Origin of the sequence: Aquaspirillum sp. LM1, from assembly GCF_002002905.1 — a bacterium.
Classification (GTDB): domain Bacteria; phylum Pseudomonadota; class Gammaproteobacteria; order Burkholderiales; family Aquaspirillaceae; genus Rivihabitans.
The window spans coordinates 3,305,540-3,325,558 of the sequence record NZ_CP019509.1; the positions used below are offsets into that span (position 1 = coordinate 3,305,540).

17 protein-coding genes are annotated in these 20,019 nt (G+C 62.9%); 4 read left to right on the forward strand and 13 right to left on the reverse strand.

Features of this window, described 5'->3' with window-relative positions:
• The first annotated feature begins 292 nt into the window (after window positions 1-292).
• Both BXU06_RS14230 and BXU06_RS14235 read left to right on the forward strand, forming a co-directional pair.
• Window positions 293-1,537 (forward strand): RNA-guided endonuclease TnpB family protein, encoded by a 1,245-nt coding sequence (locus tag BXU06_RS14230; protein WP_077301034.1) that lies wholly within the window; start codon window positions 293-295, stop codon window positions 1,535-1,537.
• Between the two features lie 153 nt (window positions 1,538-1,690).
• Entirely contained in the window at window positions 1,691-2,581 is an 891-nt protein-coding gene (locus BXU06_RS14235) for a 4-hydroxy-tetrahydrodipicolinate synthase (protein WP_077301038.1), read from the forward strand.
• 55 nt (window positions 2,582-2,636) lie between these two features.
• Here BXU06_RS14235 and BXU06_RS14240 read toward each other — a convergent pair whose 3' ends face one another.
• The 11 genes from BXU06_RS14240 to BXU06_RS14290 all read right to left on the reverse strand — a co-directional run bounded on the left by BXU06_RS14240 (window position 2,637) and on the right by BXU06_RS14290 (window position 14,943).
• Window positions 2,637-3,428, reverse strand: coding sequence for an ABC transporter ATP-binding protein (locus tag BXU06_RS14240; RefSeq protein ID WP_077301041.1), 792 nt, complete (start codon window positions 3,426-3,428; stop codon window positions 2,637-2,639).
• Window positions 3,415-4,368 (reverse strand): iron ABC transporter permease, encoded by a 954-nt coding sequence (locus BXU06_RS14245; RefSeq protein WP_077301044.1) that lies wholly within the window; start codon window positions 4,366-4,368, stop codon window positions 3,415-3,417. The genes BXU06_RS14240 and BXU06_RS14245 overlap by 14 nt, the downstream gene beginning before the upstream one ends.
• A gap of 11 nt (window positions 4,369-4,379) precedes the next feature.
• Window positions 4,380-5,177 (reverse strand): hemin ABC transporter substrate-binding protein, encoded by a 798-nt coding sequence (locus BXU06_RS14250; protein ID WP_150125220.1) that lies wholly within the window; start codon window positions 5,175-5,177, stop codon window positions 4,380-4,382.
• Window positions 5,170-6,216, reverse strand: coding sequence for a hemin-degrading factor (locus BXU06_RS14255; RefSeq protein WP_077301047.1), 1,047 nt, complete (start codon window positions 6,214-6,216; stop codon window positions 5,170-5,172). Before BXU06_RS14255 ends, BXU06_RS14250 begins: the two co-directional genes overlap by 8 nt.
• Window positions 6,217-6,251: 35 nt before the next feature.
• Window positions 6,252-8,447, reverse strand: coding sequence for a TonB-dependent hemoglobin/transferrin/lactoferrin family receptor (locus BXU06_RS14260; RefSeq protein WP_077301050.1), 2,196 nt, complete (start codon window positions 8,445-8,447; stop codon window positions 6,252-6,254).
• Window positions 8,448-8,602: 155 nt separating this feature from the next.
• The gene (hemP, locus tag BXU06_RS14265) at window positions 8,603-8,794 is read right to left on the reverse strand and encodes a hemin uptake protein HemP (RefSeq protein ID WP_077302926.1); all 192 of its coding nucleotides are present in this window, start codon (window positions 8,792-8,794) and stop codon (window positions 8,603-8,605) included.
• A gap of 145 nt (window positions 8,795-8,939) precedes the next feature.
• Window positions 8,940-9,887: a DUF4351 domain-containing protein gene (locus tag BXU06_RS14270; RefSeq protein ID WP_077301053.1), complete on the reverse strand. Its 948-nt coding sequence runs from the start codon at window positions 9,885-9,887 to the stop codon at window positions 8,940-8,942.
• Window positions 9,888-10,088: 201 nt separating this feature from the next.
• Entirely contained in the window at window positions 10,089-11,153 is a 1,065-nt protein-coding gene (locus tag BXU06_RS14275) for a DUF1513 domain-containing protein (RefSeq protein WP_171982230.1), read from the reverse strand.
• Complete coding sequence (locus tag BXU06_RS14280; protein ID WP_077301059.1) at window positions 11,143-12,180, reverse strand: imelysin family protein; 1,038 nt, start codon at window positions 12,178-12,180, stop codon at window positions 11,143-11,145. The genes BXU06_RS14275 and BXU06_RS14280 overlap by 11 nt, the downstream gene beginning before the upstream one ends.
• A 53-nt stretch (window positions 12,181-12,233) precedes the next feature.
• Window positions 12,234-13,634: a di-heme oxidoredictase family protein gene (locus BXU06_RS14285; RefSeq protein ID WP_077301062.1), complete on the reverse strand. Its 1,401-nt coding sequence runs from the start codon at window positions 13,632-13,634 to the stop codon at window positions 12,234-12,236.
• Between the two features lie 169 nt (window positions 13,635-13,803).
• Window positions 13,804-14,943: an imelysin family protein gene (locus BXU06_RS14290; RefSeq protein ID WP_171982231.1), complete on the reverse strand. Its 1,140-nt coding sequence runs from the start codon at window positions 14,941-14,943 to the stop codon at window positions 13,804-13,806.
• Between the two features lie 307 nt (window positions 14,944-15,250).
• Between BXU06_RS14290 and BXU06_RS14295 the strand changes: the two genes are divergently transcribed.
• On the forward strand, window positions 15,251-15,622 hold the full coding sequence (locus BXU06_RS14295; protein WP_077301068.1) for a VOC family protein: 372 nt from the start codon (window positions 15,251-15,253) through the stop codon (window positions 15,620-15,622).
• Between the two features lie 210 nt (window positions 15,623-15,832).
• Window positions 15,833-16,969, forward strand: a complete 1,137-nt coding sequence (locus BXU06_RS14300) for an ISAs1 family transposase (RefSeq protein WP_077297545.1) — start codon at window positions 15,833-15,835, stop codon at window positions 16,967-16,969.
• Between the two features lie 126 nt (window positions 16,970-17,095).
• On the opposite strand, the gene BXU06_RS14305 is transcribed toward BXU06_RS14300, so the two are convergent.
• Together BXU06_RS14305 and BXU06_RS14310 are read right to left on the reverse strand one after the other, a co-directional pair.
• Window positions 17,096-18,142, reverse strand: coding sequence for an IS481 family transposase (locus BXU06_RS14305; RefSeq protein ID WP_077301071.1), 1,047 nt, complete (start codon window positions 18,140-18,142; stop codon window positions 17,096-17,098).
• 91 nt (window positions 18,143-18,233) lie between these two features.
• The gene (locus BXU06_RS14310) at window positions 18,234-19,472 is read right to left on the reverse strand and encodes an ISAs1 family transposase (protein WP_253189476.1); all 1,239 of its coding nucleotides are present in this window, start codon (window positions 19,470-19,472) and stop codon (window positions 18,234-18,236) included.
• Between the last annotated feature and the right edge of the window lie 547 nt (window positions 19,473-20,019).

A 20,019-nucleotide genomic window follows, 5' to 3' on the forward strand; every position in this document is an offset into this window, starting at 1 on the left:
ATCGGCTTGAAGCCCGGCGACTTTCTCGCTTATAGTGGCCGCTCACTGATATTTTTTGATTGTGCATTCCGCCCATGTCTGCCTGCCGACACGCCCTGCCTGCTGTGCCCACTGCCGCCCTGACGGTTGGGCTGGCCTGCGCGCCGGTTGCCTGCGCCGGTTTGAAATCGAAAAAACGACGCCTCCGCTGACCCGGTGCGCGGCAAGCCCCGCCGTTCAGGGCGGGGAAGGATAGCGCGGACGGCGTAGCCGTCCTTGCCGTCGATGGGGGTGGGCTGTATAAAATACCAGTATGCAACGCCTTCAAGCCTACAAATACGAACTGATGCCGACCGGCGAACAGCAGCGCGACATGCGCCGCTTTGCTGGCTCGTGCCGGTTCGTCTTCAACAAGGCATTGGCCTTGCAAAAGGAGCGCTACGAGCAAGGCAAGAAGAAGCTCGGCTACGCAGGGCTGTGCAAGCTGCTCACCGAGTGGCGCAATGGATCTGAAACGCCATGGCTGGCCGATGCGCCAACGCATCCGCTGCAGCAGACGCTCAAGGACCTGGAGCGCGCTTACACCAACTTTTTCGCCAGGCGGGCCGACTTCCCGCGTTTCAAGAAAAAGGGCCAGTCCGACAGCTTCCGTTATCCAGACCCGAAACAGATCAGGCTCGATCAGGCCAACAGCCGAATCTTCCTGCCCAAGCTCGGCTGGCTGCGCTACCGCAACAGCCGGGAAGTATTGGGTGCGGTGAAAAACGTGACCGTCAGCCTGTCGGCAGGCAAGTGCTTCGTCTCGATCCAGACCGAACGCGAGGTCGAACAGCCGATACCCAACGGCGGTTCAGTCGGCATCGACCTGGGCGTGGTGCGCTTCGCCACGCTCTCGGATGGCACGTTCTACGCACCGCTCAACAGCTTCAGGCGGCATGAAACGGCGCTGCGCAAAGCGCAACAGGCCATGAGCCGCAAGACCAAATTCAGCAGCAACTGGAAGAAGGCGAAAACCCGCGTCCAGCGCATCCATTCCCGCATCGGCAATGCCCGCCGCGACTTCCTGCACAAGGCCACGACCACGATCAGCCAAAACCACGCGATGGTGTGTATCGAGGACTTGCAGGTGCGGAATATGTCCAGGTCGGCGGCAGGTACAACCGGGCAGCCGGGCAGAAACGTTCGGGCAAAATCCGGGCTGAACAAGGCCATTCTGGATCAGGGATGGGCCGAGTTCAGGCGGCAACTGGACTACAAGCTGGCGTGGAACGGTGGGCATCTCATCGCCGTGCCGGCGCAGAACACCAGCCGCAGGTGTCCATGTTGCGGCCATGTGTCGGCGGACAACCGGCGCACACAGGAACGGTTTGCGTGCGTTGGATGCGGTTTCGAGGAAAACGCCGATCTGGTCGGCGCGATCAATGTGCTAAGGGCGGGACACGCCCAGTTAGCCTGTGAAGTGAGCGGTGCGGTCATGCCGCCAGCAGCAGGAACCCGCCGAAGCGACTCATGCCAGCTTGATGCCGAGATGAGCGCCGTAGGAATCCCCCGACTTTAGGCGGGGGAGGATGTCAAGGGGATGTCGTGTCCTGTCGGGCGGATTGCCGGACGGGATGTCAGTCGTGCCTTATTGCCACACCTGCTTTCAGTCTGCGGCCCTGCCGATGGGACGGTGTATCCGTTTCCCACTTCCGACTGAAAGGTTTCTCCCATGCAAACGTGTTTTTCAGGTGTCTGGCTGCCCATTCTCACCCCGTTTCACCACGACCACATCGACCACCCCGCACTGGCGCAGCTGGCCCAGGACCGGGTAGCGCAAGGCGTGGCCGGCCTGGTGGCCGGGGCCACCACTGGCGAAGGCGTGCTGCTGCACCCCTGCGAGCAAGAGGCGATTTTTGCCACCCTGCGCGCCGCCGTGCCCGACACGCCCATTGTGCTTGGCGTCACCCAGTTTGCCAGCCACGCTGCCGTGGCCCAGGCGCGCAGCCTGGCCGCGCTGGCCCCGGATGGCCTGCTGGTCACGCCGCCCAGCTATGTGCGTCCCTCGCAGAACGGCATGCGCCGGCATTTTGAAGCAGTAGCCGAAGCCAGCGACCTGCCGCTGCTGATTTACGATATTCCCTATCGCACCGGTGCCACCCTCAGCCTGGACACCCTGCAGGCGCTCAGCCAGGACCCACGGATTGCCGGCATCAAGGCATGTGGCTGCACGGTAGAACGCTGGATGCAACTGATCCACGCCACCCGGCTGCAGGTGCTGTGCGGCGACGACGCGCAAAATTTCACCGCGCTGTGCCTGGGCGCACACGGCACCATTGCCGCCTCGGCCCATGTGCTGACCCGCTGGCATGTACGCCTGCAAGCGCAGATTGCCGCCGAACAGCTTAACCATGCCCGCCAGATTGCCGTGGCGCTGGACCCGCTGATCCAGCTACTGTTTGCCGAGCCCAATCCGGCCCCGCTGAAGGCGCTGCTGGCCCGCAGCGGCGAATGCCGGGACGAACTGCGCGCCCCTTTTGCCCCAGCCAGCGCGGGGCTGGGCGAAGCGCTGTGGGCGGGGTATCAGCAGGCGCAGGCCAGATTGGCCGAGATGGCGGATTAACCCTGCCTGGCGGGCCATCGCCCGCTGAAAAGGCCATCTCCCTGCCCGCGTTCAGCTACGCGCGCGCCGAGTAAAAACTCCACTCGCCCTGCGCATTGCGCTGCGGGGTGATGGGCCAGGCAAAGGCGTCGTGCAGGATGCTGGCGGTCAGCACCTGTTCCGGCGCACCCACGGCGCGCAGCTGGCCTTCAGCCAACAGGATGATCCAGTCTGCGTAGCTGGCGGCCAGTTCCAGGTCGTGCAGCACTTGCACCACGGTCTTGCCCTGGCGGGTCAGTTGGCGCAGCAGGCCCTGCACGCCGTGCTGGTGACGGATATCGAGGTGGTTGGTGGGTTCGTCCAGCAGCAGCAGCGGGGTGTCCTGCGCCAGGGCGCGGGCGATGGCCACGCGCTGGCGTTCGCCGCCAGACAGGCTGGCAAAGCGGTGGCTGGCCTTGTGGCTGAGCGCCACCGCCTGCAGCGCGTGGTCCACTGCCTGCTGGTCGGTGGATGACGGCAGCTGAAACCAGGCCTGATGCGGCTGGCGGCCCAGCGCCACACAGGCGCGCACCGACAGTGGCAGCTGGCTGGGCGGGTGCTGGGCCACCCAGGCCAATTGCCTGGCGCGTTGCGCGGCGGACAACTGATCAAAAGACACGCCAAACAGGGTCATCTGGCCCGACTGGCTGGGCTCCAGCCCGCCCAGCAGACGCAACAGGGTGGATTTGCCCGCGCCATTGGGGCCAATGATGGCGGTGACGGCACCATGGGGAATCTGCACGCTCAGCCGGGCCAGACGCCGTTGTGCGCCCTGCTGGCGGCTGATGTCACTGGCGCACAGCGCCCACGGCGAATCAAGCCTGTCCATGTGCTTCCCGTCGGTGGCGCTGCCACAGCAACCAGATAAAAAATGGTGGCCCGGTAAACGCGGCCAGCAGGCCGGCGGGCAAGTCCACCGGGTAAACCACGCTGCGGGCGGCGCTGTCGATCAACAACAAGAACAGCCCGCCCACCCAGGCCGAACGCACAATCAGCTGGCGACGGGTGCCGCCCAGCAGCAGGCTGAGCGCATTGGGTACCATCATGCCGATAAAGCCAATTACCCCAGACAAGGACACCGCTGCCCCTACCGCCAGTGCCGCGCCCAGCGTGGTGAGCAGCCGGGTGCGCGCCACGTCGATGCCCAGTGCCTGGGCAGATTCTTCGCCCAGCAACAACGCATCCAGCTGGCGGCCTACCGCCAGCAACAGCGCCAGCCCAAGCAACATGATGAGGCCGGCGCTGCCCAGTGAGGCAAAGCCCGCCTCGCCCAGATTACCGGCCAGCCAGGCCATTGCCCCGCGCAAGGTCAGGTCATCCGACAAAAACAGCAGCAGGCTGGTCAGTGCGCCACAGCACGCGCCCACCACCAGGCCAATCAGCAGCAAGCCGGTTTCGCCGCCGCGCACCAGGCCGTTGAGCAACACAATCAGCTGGGTGACGGCCAAGCCGCCCGCAAAGGCTGCCAGCGGCACGCTCAGCCCACCCACCCCACCCAAAAACAGCAGCAGAATCACCCCGAGCGCGGCCCCGCTGGCGGTGCCAATCAAGCCTGGGTCGGCCAGCGGGTTGCGAAACAGCGCCTGCAAGGCCGCGCCGCTGGCAGCCAGCGCCGCCCCCACCAGCAGCGCGGTCAGCACGCGCGGCATGCGCAAACCGTGCACCATCGGATCCTGCCAGTCTGGCCAATGCCAACTGCCGCCGCCCAGCCCGCAGGCCCACAGGCCCAGCGCCACGCCAGGCAGCAGCCAGACCAGCCACGGTGTCATCCCGCGCCTGTTCATAGCGCCCGCAGCTGCCGGATAATCTCCGGGCTGTCCAGGGTAATCATGAACACCTCATGCGCGCGCATTTCCACCACCTTGCCCTGGCGCACCGCCGGGCTGCCGGCCAGCTCGGGCCGGGCCTTGAGCGCGTCCACGCTGCCGTACACGGCGCGATTATGGCTGGCGACAATCACCACATCCGGGCGGGCTTGCTGCCAGGCTTCACGGTTGAGCGGCTTGATGCCGTCCACCTGCCCGGCGGCGTTGATGCCGCCGGCGGCGCGAATCAGCGTGTCGGCAGCGGTGCCGCGCCCGGCCACCATACGGCCATCGTAGCTGATCAGATAGCGCCTGCCGCTGGCCGGCTGGGCCGCCATGCCGTCCTGCCAGCGTCTGGCCAGCTGGCGGGCGTCGGCATCGCGGCCCAGCCATTGGCCAATGCGCACAATGGCCTGGGCAAAGTCGCGGCCATCTTCGTGGCTGGCCACCTGGCGGGCGGGAATGCCCAGGGTGTCCAGCTGCTTCCAGATGCCGGGCGGCTGTGCCTGTTCACTGCCCAGCACCAGGGTGGGCTTGAGCGGCACAATCGGCTCGGCGTTCAGCGAGCGGGCAAAGCCGATTTCCCGGGCGTGGGCCAGTGCCGGATGGCGCGACGAGCGGTCGCGCCCCACCACCTGTGGTGCCGCGCCCAGTGCCACCACAATATCGGCCACGTCGGAGGTGAGCACCACAATCCGTTCGCTGGCCTGACACAGTGCGCTGGCCAGCAGCAAGGCCAGCATCGCCAGCGCGCGCGACGGCGGCTTAGCCATGGCGGGCCTCTTTGGGCAGGCTGTCCATCAGCGCTTGCCAGGCGGGCTGTTCGGGCTGGCCGGGTTTGCGCGCGCCAAAAAAGGTCACCACCGACTGGCCATCGCGGTCGAACAGCTCCAGCGAGGTCACCACACCGCTGTCGCCTGGCTTGTGCGTCACCCAGGCCGCGTCGATCAAGTCTTCGCGCAGGTGCAGATTAAAACCGGGGTCGAGCACATTCAGCCAGGCACCCACGGTTTCGATCCGTTGCACCGGCCCGGTGTGGATCTGGATCATCCCGGCATTGCCCACAAACGCCATGATGGGCAGTTGCCGGCTGGCGGCGCTGCGCAGCATGTGCTCGGTGGCGTTCAACGTCACCCGCCAGGCTTGCCCCGGCGGGGCCAGGCGAAACCCCTGCTGGCGGCTGACGCCAAAATCACGCAAGAAACCATGAAACTGGTGCACATCGTTCAGTGCGCGCCAGCCGGCATGAAACGCCGCCAGGTCGATGTCACGGTCGGCGCGTTCTACCCCCCGCGCCGGGCGCGGCTCGGGGGCCACGCTGCGCGGTTCTGGGTGACGCCAGGCCGCAACCAGCGCGTCAAATGCCGCGACATCGCTGTCGGCGGTCAGAAACACTTTCTGGATGGCGTCGCCGTGGCGATCAAAAAACTGCACGCTGCGCTGTGGGCCGCGTTCGCTGTGGTGGGTCAACGCAAACGCGTGCCGCCAGTGAAACAAAAAGATGCGCAGGTCGATGTCCGGATTCAGCGCCAGCCCTACCTTGCCGTCAAAGCTGAGCTGGTCGTACACGCCGGTTTTTTCATGGACGCAGGCTTCGTTGCGGGTCAGCGCCATCACCCGGCCCAGGCTGGCCAGCTGGCCCAGCAAGCCAGGCCAGTCATCGCTGCGCAAAGGAAGGCTGGCCGGATCGGCAGCCACCAGTTCGGCCTCGCTGATCTGCAATTGCTGGGCCGCATCGCGGGCGCGCAGTTGCGGGGTGTCGCGCTTGAGGGCTTCGTAGGCTTGCCAGATGGCGGGGGCGGCTCGTTCCATCACATATCCTTTCAGTTCACAGGGCAATAGGCCAATTACAGAAAACGGTATTCAAACGACGCCGACAGATTGCGTCCCGGCTGGGTGTAGCGCGGCAAGGCCGGGTCGCTGGCCAGCTGGCCGCGCATGTCCGACCACTGCCAGTAGCGGCGGTCGAACAGATTGTTCACCCCCACCGTCACGCGCGCGGCCTTGCTGAGCTGCCAGTAGCCACTCAGATCCAGCACCTGATAGCCACCGGGGCGGAAGTAGCTCGGGTCGCTGACCCGGCTTTTGCGCGCTACCGCCGTCAGGTAGCCACTCACCCCCCATTGCTCGCCGCGATAGCCCAGATTCAGCACCCATTTCAGTGGATCGACGGTGTCTTGCGGCTGGCCAGTGGTTTGGTTGTCGCCCTGCGCCCAGGCCAGTGAGCTGCCCAGCTGCCAGTGCGGGGCAAACTGCCACTGGCCCTTGAATTCCAGGCCATGAATATTCACCCGACCGACATTGCGCACCTGGTATTCCAGCGGCACGCCGTTGCCATTGGTGTCGCGTGACGACAGCAGGGTTTGCTCCAGAAAATCGCTGTAGCGGTTGTAAAACGCCGTGGCCGCCAGGCTCAGCCCGGTCCACTCGCCCTTTACCCCCAGCTCCAGCCCGCGCGAGCGTTCGGACTTCAGATTGGCGTTGGGCAGTACCTCGTAGCCGTAGGTGCGGTTGGCAAAGGCCATGGTGGCGTCGTCAAACGGCGGTGCCCGAAAGCCGGTGGCGGCCTGGGCAAACAGCGTCAGCGGCTCGCTGACTTGCCAGGCGGCGGTCAGCTTGGGCGACAGCGCCGAATCCTTGAAGGTGGCGATGGGGTAATTATTGGGGTTGATCACGTTAAACAGCGCGTCGGTGTGCGGGCGCATGCGATACCAGTCAAAGCGCACGCCCGGCGTCAGGCTCAGGCCGTTGTCCCAACGCATTTCATCCTGCACAAACACCCCCAGCCGGTCGCTGGTGGAGTCGGGGAAATTGCGCTGCGGAAACGGCTCGCCGGCCACCAGCTTGCTGGTGCTGCCATTGGCGTTGATCTGGGTGCGGTCGCGCAGCCGGCTGGTTTCGCTGCGGCTGGCTTCCACGCCGTACACCAGGCTGTGCGCGGCGTTGAAGGCGGCAAAGCGGCTTTCCAGCTGCGCCTGCGCGCCGGTCTGCGTTTGCTCGAAAGTGTTGTCGGTCAGCCGCACAATATTGCCGGTGCGTGATTCGCGGGCTTTTTCCGTGGCCAGCATGTTCTGCCAGTACACCTGCCACTGCGCGCGCTTAAGCCACGGCAGGTTCAGCTCCATGGCGTGCGCCAGGCTCACCCGGTCGCGGCTGACGCTATCGCTGACCGGCTGCGCCACAATGGCGCTGGTCTGCGAGGAAATCAGCTCGGTGTCGGTATCGCGGCGAAAGCGTTCGTAGGTCAGCGTCAGCGCATGGCCATCCGCCGGCTTGAAACCCAGCTTGGCCAGCACGTTGTCGCTATGCCAGCGCTGTGGATTGGGTGTGCTGCGCAGGCTGCCCTGGCTGCCAGACAGATCGGCATCGCCCCGGTTGTCGGTTTCCTGGCCATCGCGGTGGGTGACACGCACCAAGGCCGACAGCGCCTCGCTGCGCCCGGCCAGGGTGGCGCTGCCGCCCACGCTGCGGTCGGCGCTGTGGGCAAAGCCTTTAACGCTCACATGCCGGCTTTCGCCCGCCGCCAGCAAATCCTCCACGCCCAGCGTGCGATACGCCACCACCCCGCCAATGGCGTCGCTGCCATAGCTGCCAGAGAACGGCCCCTTGAGGATTTCTACTGATTTCAGGCTGTCCAGCTCGGTGTAATCACGCCCGGCAATCGCCCCGGAACCGCCGCCGCCCTTGTATTGATCGGGCAGGCGCACGCCATCCACCAGCATCAGCACACGGTTGCCGTCGATGCCGCGAATGGTGTAGCCCGCATGGCCGCGCCGGCTCGGGTCGGTGAGCACCGACACGCCCGGCTCCATGCGCACCAGGTCCTTGATGTCGCGCACTGGCGCGCGCAGCGGTGAATCCGGCTCAAGTACCGCCACGCTGGGCGCGGTTTCATTCAGGGGTTTTTCCACCCGGCTAGCCGCTACCGACACGGTGGGCAACTGCAAGGCCAACCGCGCAGGCGCTTCATCGGCATGAACAAACAGCGGAAAAGCCGCCAACACACACAGGCCAGCCTCAGACAGCGAGCACGCTTTGAACATACACACTCCAGATAAAAAGAAGTGCGCGGGCTGGCGGCAAGCGGGCTGGCGCGGGGGCGTAGAAACGCCAAGAGAGAATCACACGGGTTGATGCCGTCAACCCCCCCCCCCGGCATTGCCGGGTGCCCCCTTGGGGGCAACAGGAACAGACAGGCTTACTTGGTCAGAATCAGCTTGCCCTGCCGGGTTTGCCGCAACCGGTACACCTCCCCCTGATGGGTGATGTAAATCTCCGTCTGCCCAGCCAGCAGCTGGACACTGTCGAATACCCGCGCAGCCTCAGGCAAGGCGCTGGCGGATAGTGGCGGGACGGAAGACGGCGGCAAGGGAAGAATGGGGGTGTTCATGGCGTTAACGATAATAGTTATCGTTAACTTAGTCAAGCACGATGGGGCACACGCAAATGGTGCCGACCGCATTCAGCCGGCACAGATCCGAAAAAACCCACCGGTGATGCGCCAGCAGCAGTGGCAAACACGCCGCCAGCGCACCTTACTGGGCAAATACCCCGGCCAGCGTATCGGCATCCAGCGCCCGATCCAGCCACAATTCCAACTCGTCCACACGGGCGGTTTGCAGGCGGGCGAGCACGTCTTCAGACAGCGGGCCAAAGCGTTTTTGCAGCAGGCGTTGCAAAGCGTAGGCTTCGCCCTCGGCACGTCCCTGGATCAATCCCTGCTGCATCCATTTTTCGCTATACAACTGCTCAACAGAAGTGACGTAACGCATTTTCTCTTGCTCCTCAAGCACTTCGATATTGTGCCACAGCGACCGTTTCAACTGCTCTGGCAGTCGCATCATCCAGTCCATCACGCTGAACAGATCAATCACCCGCTGTTTATCCCAGCCACGCTGGTATAACAACTGCACCAGCTTCCACTTGGCGGCGAAGCGGGCATTCATGTCCTGGCGGGTGGCCTGGGTCAGCAGGTGGGCCAGGGTCACCAGGGCGAACGGGTTCGGGTTGGCGTACAACCCCGCTTGATCTTGGGTGTAGTCCAGCAGTTTTGCCACGGGAAAGCATAACTCGTGCTTGCAGCCCAGTACGGCAAATGAAAAGTGATCTGGCCGCCAGTGTGGGGTGGTGTCGGCCAGCAGCGCCAGGCTGGCCACCGGCTGGCGGTAGCGGTCATACAGGCGGTAGTTGTAGACAAACATCTGCTCGGCAAATTCTGCCTGGGCGCTGCCCTGTACTTCCAGATGGACATACACCCAGCGCTCGCTGCCGTCTTGCAGAGCCACTTTGGCCAGTTTATCGACAAAGCGTTTGCCCAGTTCAGCATCCTGCACCACGGCGCGCAGTTCCTGATCGAGAAATTCATGACCACGCGCCCAGTTTATTTGCTGGCTGGCATCGGGAAAGTAAAAGGCGATGAACTCGGGAAAGTAATGCTCAACGGCGTCTTTCCACGGGCTGTCGTAGTCGTCGGGGGTGTCCATGGGGATTAGCCTGAACTATGGAGGAGGTGTCAGCATAGGCCAAAATAAAGCCATTAACCATATTTTGAGTGACGGCATTGCTCGGCGGCCATTTACGCTGCCGACAGCACACTGTGGCACTGACTTTATTCCCGCGCCACACAGGAATATCCCATCCCCAAGCGGGAACACACTGCACCAAGTGCGCCACGACCGTGCGCCCTACCCCACCACCAAATGGTTATCCCACATCACTGCCAACCTCCGCCCGCGCGCCGGGTCCACCTCCCGCGTGCCCGCATCCACCCAATGCAGCTCACCATGCTCATTGCTGACCACCCAGGCGCGTTGGTCCGGGGTTGCAGCAATCCCTGCGGGGCGGGGGGTGGCGAATTCGCCCAGGTATTCGCCGTTGCGGTGCCAGAACAGCACGCGGTGGCCACGGGTGGCGGTGATGGCCAGCACCGGGCCGCAGGCGGCGATGCTGGCGGCGTAGCCCAGGCAGGCGGTTTCGATGGCTTCGGGGGCGCGCAGCAGGCTTAGGCCGTGGTCGCGATGCCACACGGCGGCCAGTGGCAGGCCGTGGTCGAGGTTTTCCGCTTGCAGGGCGACGCCATGCCAGCCGTCGCCGGCGTCGGCCAGGTGGCGGATGGACAGTTGTGCATCGGGCAGGGTCCAGCGCTCGCGTAGGGTGCCGCTGGCGGGGTCCAGCAGGCAGAGGTCGGGCTGCATGGTCTGGCGGTTGAGTTTGATGCGGCCGCTTTCCGGCAGGGTGAGGATGCCGCCGTTGGCCACCAGCAGGCTGCCATCGGTGCAGGCCAGCAGTTGGTGCGGGCCGATGCCGGCGGAGGGAAATTCGCGGCGCACTTGCAGGGTGTCGGGGTCGCGCACGGCAATCAGGCCGTGGCCGGTGTCGATATCGCTGTCGGTGGTATATAGCTGGCCGTGGGCGTAGACGCCGTGGCCAAAGCCGTGGCGGTTTTCCGGGTAGTCAAAGCGCGCCAGGGTGCGGCCGCGCTGCCAGTCAATATACTGGATTTCGCGGCCAGGGCGGCGGGCAAACACCCAGGCGCGGCCCCGGCGGCGTGGGTCGGGCTCGATGTGGTGGCCGCGTTGCGCCAGCGGCACGCCGCGCTGACCGTCCGGGCTGCCGGCGCGGTGTTCGCTGCGCGACAGGCTCCAGGCGGACAGCACTGCCAGCGGCGCGGCACCGGCGCGCGCCGGCAGGCTGACAGCCAGGCAGCCGGCGGCCAGGCCGTGCAAAAAGGTGCGTCGGTCAATCGCCATCGGATTCATTAAAGCTCACCGTAATGCCCAGCGCGTCGGTCACCGGGTTTTCCAATAGGGTTTGGGTGTGTTTCAGCGCTTGCGCGGCGGCCTGGCCGGCACCGGGTTTGCCGGGGGTGAGCGGGTCAGGCAGGGCGGCGATGGCCTGGCGGCTGGCTTCCAGGCTGTCGCGCAGTTGGCGGGCCAGCACCGGTTTGTCGGCGGCGTGGTCCAGGTAGTCCGCCAGGCCGCTGTGGCCGTCGGCACCGCGAATCAGCGTGCGCAGGGTGTCAAACTGGCGCAGTACGGCAGCCTTGCTGCTGCCGCTGCGCTGGCCGGGCACGGCGTCGGCTTTCAGGCGCGGCAGCTTGAGCAGGGTTTTGTCGCGCAGTTCGTTGATACCGGCAATCAGCAGATTGGCCAGTTCTTCGATGGCGGCGCTGGCCTTGGGGTAAAGCTGGGTGTCGGCCTGGCCAGCGCGGGCCAGTTGGCCGGCAAACTCGCGCCAGTCGGTGGCCAGTTGGGCGGTGTGGGCGGCGGCGTCCTGGCCTTGTTGCGTCAGCCAGGCGCAGCGCGCCGGCTGGCTGAGTTGGGCCGGGCGGGTCCACAGCAGGTATTCGATGGCGGCCAGGCCACGGGCGGGTGCGCCCACGCGCTGGGCGGCGTCGGGCTGACGACCTGCATCGGCGCTGATGGCCTGTTCAATGGCGTCGGGACGGGCGGGCTGGAAGGCCAGTTGGCGGTGGCTGCGCGCCAGCGCGGTGGGGCCCCAGTTCAGCGGGGCGACCGCCATCCAGTCCAGATAGGCGTCGCGCCAGCGCTGGCGGGCGGCATCCAGCCGCTGGGCGTCGGGCGCGGCGCACAGCGTATTCAGCGCCTCGGACAGGGTCTGGCTGTGGCGGGCCAGTTGCTGATAGCGCGGCAGCAGGGTGGTTTCGCCCACTTCGCGCAGCAGCTGGCCGTCGCGCGGGCCGGGTTCGACAGCCAGCGCCGCTGGCGCGGTGGCCAGCATGGGCAGCGCCAGCAACAGGGAAAGCAATCGGATCATGGTAGGGCTCGGCAAGAAAAATGCGCCCGTCGGCAGGCCGGCGGGCGCAGGGGTTACAGCGAGTTCAAAAAGCTCAGCAGGGCGTCGCGGTCAGCCTTGTTGAACTGCACAAAGCGTTGCTTGGCGGCTTCGGCCTCGCCGCCGTGCCAGAGAATGGCCTCGGTCAGGTTGCGGGCGCGGCCATCGTGCAGGTAATGGGTGTGCTCGTTGACATCATTGAACAAACCGATGCCCCACAGCGGCGGGGTTTTCCATTCGCGGCCATCGGCCAGCCCATCCGGTCGGTGGTCGGCCAGCCCTTCACCCATGTCGTGCAGCAGCAGGTCGGTGTAGGGGCGGATGCGCTGTTTAGACACTTCCGGCACGCCGGCCAGCACACCGGTGGTGTAGTTGGCCACATGGCAGCTGGTGCAGCGCGCCTGGTTGAACAGCCATTGACCACGGCGTACCTGCTCGCTGTCGGCGTTGCGCTGCGCCGGCACGGCCAGGGTGCGGCTGTAAAAAATCACCGCGTCCATTTTATTGGCGGGGATTTCCGGCTGGCCGCCGGACGGCGCGCGCAGGCAGTCGGTTTGCGCTGGCATGCATTCTTCGTGGCGAAATTTGGGCGAGGTGATGCCGATATCGCCTAAAAATGCACCGGCGGATTGGTGGGCGACGGTGGCAACGTTGGCTTTCCAGCCAAAGCGGCCAATCAGCTTTTTGCCGGCGTAGGCGTCGTGGACGTAGTTGGGCCGGCCAGACACGCCGTCAGGGCCGGTTTTTTGTTGCTGGGCAATCGCCAGAATATCCTGCTCGCGGATGGCTTCCAGCAGGCCCAGGCCAATCACTTGCGGGGCGATGCGCGGCGAGACTTCCACTTTGGCGTGCATCGGGCCGTAGCCCAGCTCGGTGAAGGCGTAACTGGGCGCGCGCAGGCTGTAGGCTTCGCCATCGGGGAACTGGCCTGGCTGTTCGCGGTAGCTGATCTGCACCTTGCCTTCTGGCTTCACGCCGGGAATGGCGTCGTTGTTGAACTGGCCGCCGTACACCGGTTCGGGCTTGCCGGCCACCGACAGGCGAAACAGCAAGGCCATGGGCTGCTCGGCCTGCAATTGATGGTCAAAGGCCGGCGGCGCGCCACGGCCATCCAGGGCATGACAGGCCCCGCACGAGCGGGCAATGAAATGCGGGCCCAGGCCATCGCGGGCGGTGGTGGACGATGGCGCTTCCACCCAGGCTTTCTTGAAGAAAGAATTGCCGACAAAAAACTGCGTTTGCCGGTCGGTGTGCATATTGGCCGCCGGCAGCGAGAAGGCGTTGCGGCCGGTTTCATATACGGTGGTGTCGCCGCCGAGTTTTTCATCGCCGGGGCGATAGTCGGCCAGTTGATTGGCGGCAAAGCCGGTGGTCAGCGCCACGGCTGAAACGGCCAGCGCCGCCCCCAGCCAGGGACGAAGGGTAAGAATAGACATCAGACACTCCCGAACAGATCAAATAAAGAGGCTTGCCGGACCAGGGCTGGTGGACACGGCGGGCAAGGCTGGCTGGCCTTCTGGCTGGCTGGCGGATCAGTCGGGAAGAAGGCGGGCGCAGGCGTCCCGCTGGCGCGGCCATAGCCGCCGCGCCCTGGCCGGCGGGCGTTTAACCCTTGACGTTAAGCTTGCGGATGCCCAGCGCCTTGGCGGCTTCCACCAGGCTGTTGGCCTGTTTTTTCAGGGCGTTGATGGTGGCTTGCACGCGCTTGCGGCCATCGGCTTGCACAATTTCCTGGTCAAACGGGGCTTTGATGCCCTGGGCGGCGGCCAGGGTGGCGTCCATGTCGGCGCTCACCTTGTCGGCGGCTTTGGCGTCTTTGTCGGCCACCAGGTCGCGCAGGCTGGGGCCCTTGAGCACGCTGCCGTCCAGGCGCTGGTATTCACCCAGCCAGACATTGCGGATGCCCAGCGCATTGGTGAGGATGTCGCGGTGGGTGTTGTCGGAGAAGCACGAGTGTTCGTCTTCCTGGTTTTTGCTGTCCAGCGCCACTTCCATGCGCTCGCCGGCCAGCTCGGCGCGCGACAGCACGCCAATGCCCACCATCATCTTGCGCAGCGCGTCCGGGTCTTTTTCAAACTTGGCGCGGTAGTTGGCGCTATTGGCTTGCCAGGCTTTGGCCACGCTGGCGATATCTTCCACCAGCAGGTCGGCAATGATTTTCAGGTAGTCACGGCGGCGGTCGGCATTGGCGGCCTGGCCATCGACAAAATCATTCCAGCTGCGTTTGCCGGGGCCGTTGGCGTCAAAATCCTGGCCCCACAGCAAAAATTCGATGGCGTGATAGCCGGTGGAGATGTTTTCTTCGCCGCCGCGCTCGTTCAGTGCCGCCAGCTTGTCCTTGCTCAGCACAATCTTGCGGTTGTTGATGATGCCGCTGTTGGCCTTGCCCTTGACCGAATCAATATAGGCTTCGTCCAGCGGCCAGGCATTGATGCGGCCTTCCGGGCCTTTGGCGTCGTCAATCGGGCCGCTGTAAAAACGGAAGGCTTCGGTCTGGCCGTAGGGTTCGCGCGCGGCCAGCCAGGCCTGGCGGGCGCTGGTCAGCGTGGCTTCGCTGGGGGTGGCGACAAAAGCATGGATGGCGTCGCGCAGCAAGCGGGCGCTGGTCAGCGTATCAGTGTAGCTGGCTTCCACCACGGTGGCGTAATGGCGGGCCACGTCTTCACGCGACACCGGCCCGGCAAAGGCGGAAGACGACAACACAGCAGCAGACAGGGCAAAACCAAGCAGGGTGTGACGGAACATGGCGGGTATCCCAAACGGAAGTGAGCGTATTTGAACGAAGATGATAGTTGCTATCATTATCAGCAGTCAATCGCCGCGCCGTCTTAAGAGTTGATATGAATCAACCTTATTCCCGCCCGCCTCCCCGCCCCAGCAACAGGCATCACACTCCTGACACCAGGCTGTCAGGAGCAGGTGATTATCATGACTGTCACGCATTACCCCCCTTGCCCAGCCACTTGCCGTATGGCCACCCCAGTGGGTGGCCTGATGGGAATTCAGGGGGTTTCCCTGTGTGTGTTACCTGCTTATTTAAAGGAGTTTGCCCATGTTATCTCCCAATATGACCATTCTGGTGGTCAGCGACCCGATGATCAGCGCACGTTTTTATCAGGCCGTACTGGGCCTGGCACCGGTGGAGCTGTCCGCTACTTTTGCCCTGTTTGTGCTGCCCGGCGGGCTGAAGCTGGGCCTGTGGCAGCGTGAGGGTGTGGTGCCCAGTGTGACCGCAGCGCCCGGCTGCGTTGAACTGGCCGCGGCGCTGGCAGATGAAGCCAGCTTGCAGCAGATGCACCAGCACTGGCAAACCCTGGGGCTGGAGGTGATTCAGGCCCCCACCGCCATGGACTTTGGCCTGACCATGACTGCCGCCGACCCGGACGGCCATCGCTTGCGGGTGTTTGTGCCGGCGGCAATGTAAGCCACGCACCGGGTTGGCCCAGGCAATGCCCATGGCGTGGCGGATGGCAACGGGTTTAGCCAAATCAGCCCGGTGGGGCATGCCGACATGCCGCCGGGTGCGACAGGGCAATCGCATGAATGCCATTGCCCTAACGCCTACAAGCCATGACGCCCCAGACTGTTCACCTGCCCCTGATTTGTGTAGCGTCCCGCTTTTTGGGAGCGACTCATGGAGACAGAAGGCAAGTTGCAGCTAGCGGATGTGTTTGTCTCCATCACCGACCCTCGCCAAACCCGCAAGACACGGCACGATCTGGTCGAAGTGCTCGTGGTCGCCGTCAACGGCGTACTGGCCGGTGCCGACACCTTCGTCGAGATCGAAGCCTGGGCCAACGAGAAACTGACATGGTTTCGTCGCTATCTCAAGCTGGAACACGGCATTCCCTCTCATGACACGTTTGGGCGGCTGTTCGGGCTGATTGATCCAACAGAATTCGAGTCTGCCTTTCAACGCTGGGTTCGCAGCATACTGCCCGCTCTGGCTGCTCAGGATGTGGTGGCAATCGACGGCAAAACCAGCCGACGCTCCGGCAAGGTGGACGCCACCGCACTGCATCTGGTCAGCGCCTTTGCCGCCGGGGCCGGGCTGGTGATGGGACAAACGGCAACGGCAAAAAAATCCAATGAAAAAACCGCCATCCCGACGCTGCTCAATACCCTGGCGCTGGAAGGTTGCATCGTGACCATCGACGCGATGGGCACGCAAACCAACATTGCCCAGGCCATCCGCGACAAGAAAGCTGACTATGTTCTGGCGGTCAAGGACAACCACCCTACGCTCGCCGACTCAATGCGCGACTTCTTCACACAGTTCCAATCTGCCCCGGCGGAACAAACCCCGCACAGCTTTCATGAGCAGATAGAGAAGGATCACGGACGTATTGAACATCGTCGCTGCTACGTCTTCGACCAACTGGATTGTCTGTACAAACCAACGCAATGGCCTGATTTATATGCTTTTGTGGTGATGGATTCAGAGCGTCTGGTCAAAGGCAAAACCACCCGCGAGCAGCGCTACTACCTCACCAGTCTGGCAGCGGATGCACAACGCCTGGCGCATGCCATCAGGGCGCATTGGTCAGTTGAGAACCGCCTGCACTGGTGCATGGACGTGGTGTTTGGTGATGATCAGATGCGTGCCCGTACGGGCCATGCCGCGCACAACCTGGCGGTGCTCAAGCACATCACGCTGAATCTGATTCGGCTGGATCCGATTCCGCGCAAGGGGGGCATCAAGGTGCGCCGACTGATTGCGGCGACGTCGGATGAATACCGTGAGCAGCTCTTCGGACTTGGGCGGGCGTGAATTCATGCGATTGCCCTGGCTGGTCCAGCAGCAGAGCAATCGCATGAATGCCATGATCCTAACCACCGGTAGCTGTAGAAGTCGCGACCAGATCTGACAGTCTCCCGTTCTGACGGTGCTGGATTGTCAGATCAAATTCAAGCTTGCGACTTTCTCGCTCCACGCCTCCTTCCCTGCAATCAGGGTTTGCACAGGCGTGCGTCCGCAGCACATCTTACCCTGATGAGTTCGCTCATTGTTGTAATAGGCCATCCAGGCATCAAGATCAGCCTGTAACTCGTCCAGCGACAGGTACAGCTTGCGCCGGAACGCCACCTGATAAAACTCCTGCAAGATCGTTTTGTGGAAGCGCTCGCAGATGCCGTTCGTCTGTGGATGCCTCGCCTTGGTCTTGGTATGCTCAATGTCGTTCAGAGCCAGATAAAGCTGGTAATCATGGGTTTCCGGCTTGCCGCAATACTCTGTGCCGCGATCGGTCAGCATGCGGATGATGCCCATGCCGTGTTCGTCAAAGAACGGCAACACCCGGTCATTCAACAGATCAGCGGCGGTAATTGGCGTCTTGGTCGTGTAGAGCTTGGTCATGGCGACCTTGCTGTAGGTATCGACGAAAGTCTGCTGATAAATCCGCCCAACACCTTTGATCGTGCCGACGTAGAAGGTGTCCTGCGACCCGAGGTAGCCGGGATGGGCGGTTTCGATTTCGCCATGGGCCAGATCATCGTCCTGCTTACGCTCCAGCGCCGCCACCTGGGCATCAGTCAGCAGGATGCCTTGTTCGGCAGCCTGTTTCTCCAGTGCGGCCAGACGCTGCTTGAACGAAGCCAGACTATTGCGCAACCAGATGGAACGAACGCCAGACGGTGAAACGAAGATGCCTCGCTGGCGAAGTTCGTTGCTGGCTCTGACCTGACCGTGGGCAGGTTGCTCAATGGCGTAGGCGAGAACAGCCGTTTCTGTGGCTTCTGCCACCCGATTCTTTGGGTTCGGTTTACGCCGGTTGCTGTCGAACAGTGCTTCGACACCGCCTTCGGCAACGGCATTCTGGTAACGGTAGAAGGTGTCACGGGACAGGCCCATCACCTTGCAAGCTTTTGAGACGTTGCCCAATTCGGCGGCCAGATTCAGCAGGCCGATCTTGTGACGAATGACATTCTGGTTGAAACTGCTCATGGGGTTGCTCCCTGGCGCTCTCGCGCTGTTTTGATGAAGATTCGCACCTCTATCAAAACGGGTAACCCCACCCTTTGGCAAGGCCCTGCTGTCAGATCAAGTCTGAACTTCTACACAACAGCTGCTCACGATAGCCCACATTCGACAACGCCCTCATCTTGCGTCGGCGCATGCTCAATGTGCTCTCATCATTCACCCGCATCATGTTCAACGCCATTCGCCGAATCACCCCCAGATTCGACGCCGCATGCTTTGCACTTGTCTGATTGTCATCTTCTCCAAATTGCACATCCAGCACCCAGTGTTGCTGGTTTTCAATCCGCCAGTGCTCTCGGATCGCCTGGGCTATCTTTTTCGGATCACTGATTGAACTCAGGTAGTAGCGCCGCTCCACGCTTGTCTTCCCCTTGATATGGCGGCTGGACTCCACCATCGCCACCGCTTTCAGCCCTGCCCATTGGGTCCGTTGCGCCAGCCAGGCCAGATCGGTGCTCACCGCCACTCGCCGGGTTTCCAGTCGGCCATGGTCTTTCTCCACGCTCTCGGTTTGCCGAACATAGCCCTGGCTGTCGCAGTCATCCAGCCACACACTGATGTCTTCGTACAGATTGGGGTGGTTTTCTTTCAGGGCGAGCACGTAATCCGCTTTGTTGTCAGTGAGGATTCTGGCTACGGATTTCTGACAGCCCATGGCGTCAATGGTGACGATGGCGCCTTTGAGCTCCAGTTGCGCCAGTATGTTTGGGATGGCGTGGATTTCATTATGTTTCTTGTCCACTTCCTGCACGCCAAGCACCAGCCTGGCCTGGGTGGCGAAGGCTGTCATCAGATGCACGCTCGATTGCGCGCCACGAGCGCTGCCGCGCAGGGTTTTGCCATCCAGCGCGATCTGATGACCAGCCAGGCTGGGCAGGGCTTCTTGCACCCAGGCGGAGAAAGCCTGGCTGAAGGCGGTTTTGTCGATGCGGCCCATCACGTCACTGAGTGTGTCGTGCGAGGGGATGCCGTTGGGCAGCGCCAGAAACGTGCGCAGCCAGGCTTCGTGTTCATGGGCAAAATCTTCGATGCCAACCCAGTCTTCCTGGCCGCAGAGGGTGGCGCACAGGGTGATCATCACGATGTCTTCGAGTGCGTGCAGTTTGTTGCGAGTGATGCGGCGAGGGTCAGGAAGTGTGGCGAAGTGGCGTTGGGGTGAGTTCAGGGTTTGCACAATGGGCTCCGGGCTTTGGCTGAGCTGACTGTTGTTTTGTCGATTGTGCGGGCAGGGCTCCCTTTTTGCATAGCGCGATTGCCCTGCGAAAAAAGCCAAAAAATGGTTAAAGACAGCCATTTTCTGCTATCTTGAGGGCAACTTTCCTTCCCGGATGTGTGTACGGAAGAGATGTGTGTCGCGGGATGACTTAATCCCTATATTTGCCTTGCACGCACCACTAAATTATGCTAAAAAAGTCACTGATATGACTTGGCTCACATAATGGCACCTGACCATAGAGTTCGTCTCACAACTAGGAGCACGATGTTGCCAAGGCAATGTTACCGAGTGAGTGAGATAGTGGCAGAAGGCGTGACGCCTCTACCAACTGAGGCTCCGGCTAATTCGCAACCTAAGGCCCTGTGCCTGATTTGCGAAAATATGCAGCAGCCTACTCCGGGTCATATTAGTAACTAAGTGCCTTTGTTCGTTTTGAGTCACTCTTTTCAGAACAGCTTAGGAGGCAGAAATAACTGCCGGACCTTGGTAAACCTTCCCTTTAGTTTGGCCGTGCGCCTCACTGAAGAAGGCAGCTTAGAATCCCACGTTAATAGTTAGCTATGCAGAAATCCTGCTAGTCAGCACCCCCCCGATGCTCGCCTACGGGGCTCAACTCAACTTAAAA

Coding starts and splice junctions, on each gene's coding strand:
- BXU06_RS14230 (WP_077301034.1), top strand. CDS start 293: ATGCAACGCCTTCAAGCCTACAAATACGAACTGATGCCGACCGGCGAA.
- BXU06_RS14235 (WP_077301038.1), top strand. CDS start 1,691: ATGCAAACGTGTTTTTCAGGTGTCTGGCTGCCCATTCTCACCCCGTTT.
- BXU06_RS14240 (WP_077301041.1), bottom strand. CDS start 3,428: ATGGACAGGCTTGATTCGCCGTGGGCGCTGTGCGCCAGTGACATCAGC.
- BXU06_RS14245 (WP_077301044.1), bottom strand. CDS start 4,368: ATGACACCGTGGCTGGTCTGGCTGCTGCCTGGCGTGGCGCTGGGCCTG.
- BXU06_RS14250 (WP_150125220.1), bottom strand. CDS start 5,177: ATGGCTAAGCCGCCGTCGCGCGCGCTGGCGATGCTGGCCTTGCTGCTG.
- BXU06_RS14255 (WP_077301047.1), bottom strand. CDS start 6,216: ATGGAACGAGCCGCCCCCGCCATCTGGCAAGCCTACGAAGCCCTCAAG.
- BXU06_RS14260 (WP_077301050.1), bottom strand. CDS start 8,447: ATGTTCAAAGCGTGCTCGCTGTCTGAGGCTGGCCTGTGTGTGTTGGCG.
- hemP (WP_077302926.1), bottom strand. CDS start 8,794: ATGAACACCCCCATTCTTCCCTTGCCGCCGTCTTCCGTCCCGCCACTA.
- BXU06_RS14270 (WP_077301053.1), bottom strand. CDS start 9,887: ATGGACACCCCCGACGACTACGACAGCCCGTGGAAAGACGCCGTTGAG.
- BXU06_RS14275 (WP_171982230.1), bottom strand. CDS start 11,153: ATGGCGATTGACCGACGCACCTTTTTGCACGGCCTGGCCGCCGGCTGC.
- BXU06_RS14280 (WP_077301059.1), bottom strand. CDS start 12,180: ATGATCCGATTGCTTTCCCTGTTGCTGGCGCTGCCCATGCTGGCCACC.
- BXU06_RS14285 (WP_077301062.1), bottom strand. CDS start 13,634: ATGTCTATTCTTACCCTTCGTCCCTGGCTGGGGGCGGCGCTGGCCGTT.
- BXU06_RS14290 (WP_171982231.1), bottom strand. CDS start 14,943: ATGTTCCGTCACACCCTGCTTGGTTTTGCCCTGTCTGCTGCTGTGTTG.
- BXU06_RS14295 (WP_077301068.1), top strand. CDS start 15,251: ATGTTATCTCCCAATATGACCATTCTGGTGGTCAGCGACCCGATGATC.
- BXU06_RS14300 (WP_077297545.1), top strand. CDS start 15,833: ATGGAGACAGAAGGCAAGTTGCAGCTAGCGGATGTGTTTGTCTCCATC.
- BXU06_RS14305 (WP_077301071.1), bottom strand. CDS start 18,142: ATGAGCAGTTTCAACCAGAATGTCATTCGTCACAAGATCGGCCTGCTG.
- BXU06_RS14310 (WP_253189476.1), bottom strand. CDS start 19,472: ATGGCTGTCTTTAACCATTTTTTGGCTTTTTTCGCAGGGCAATCGCGC.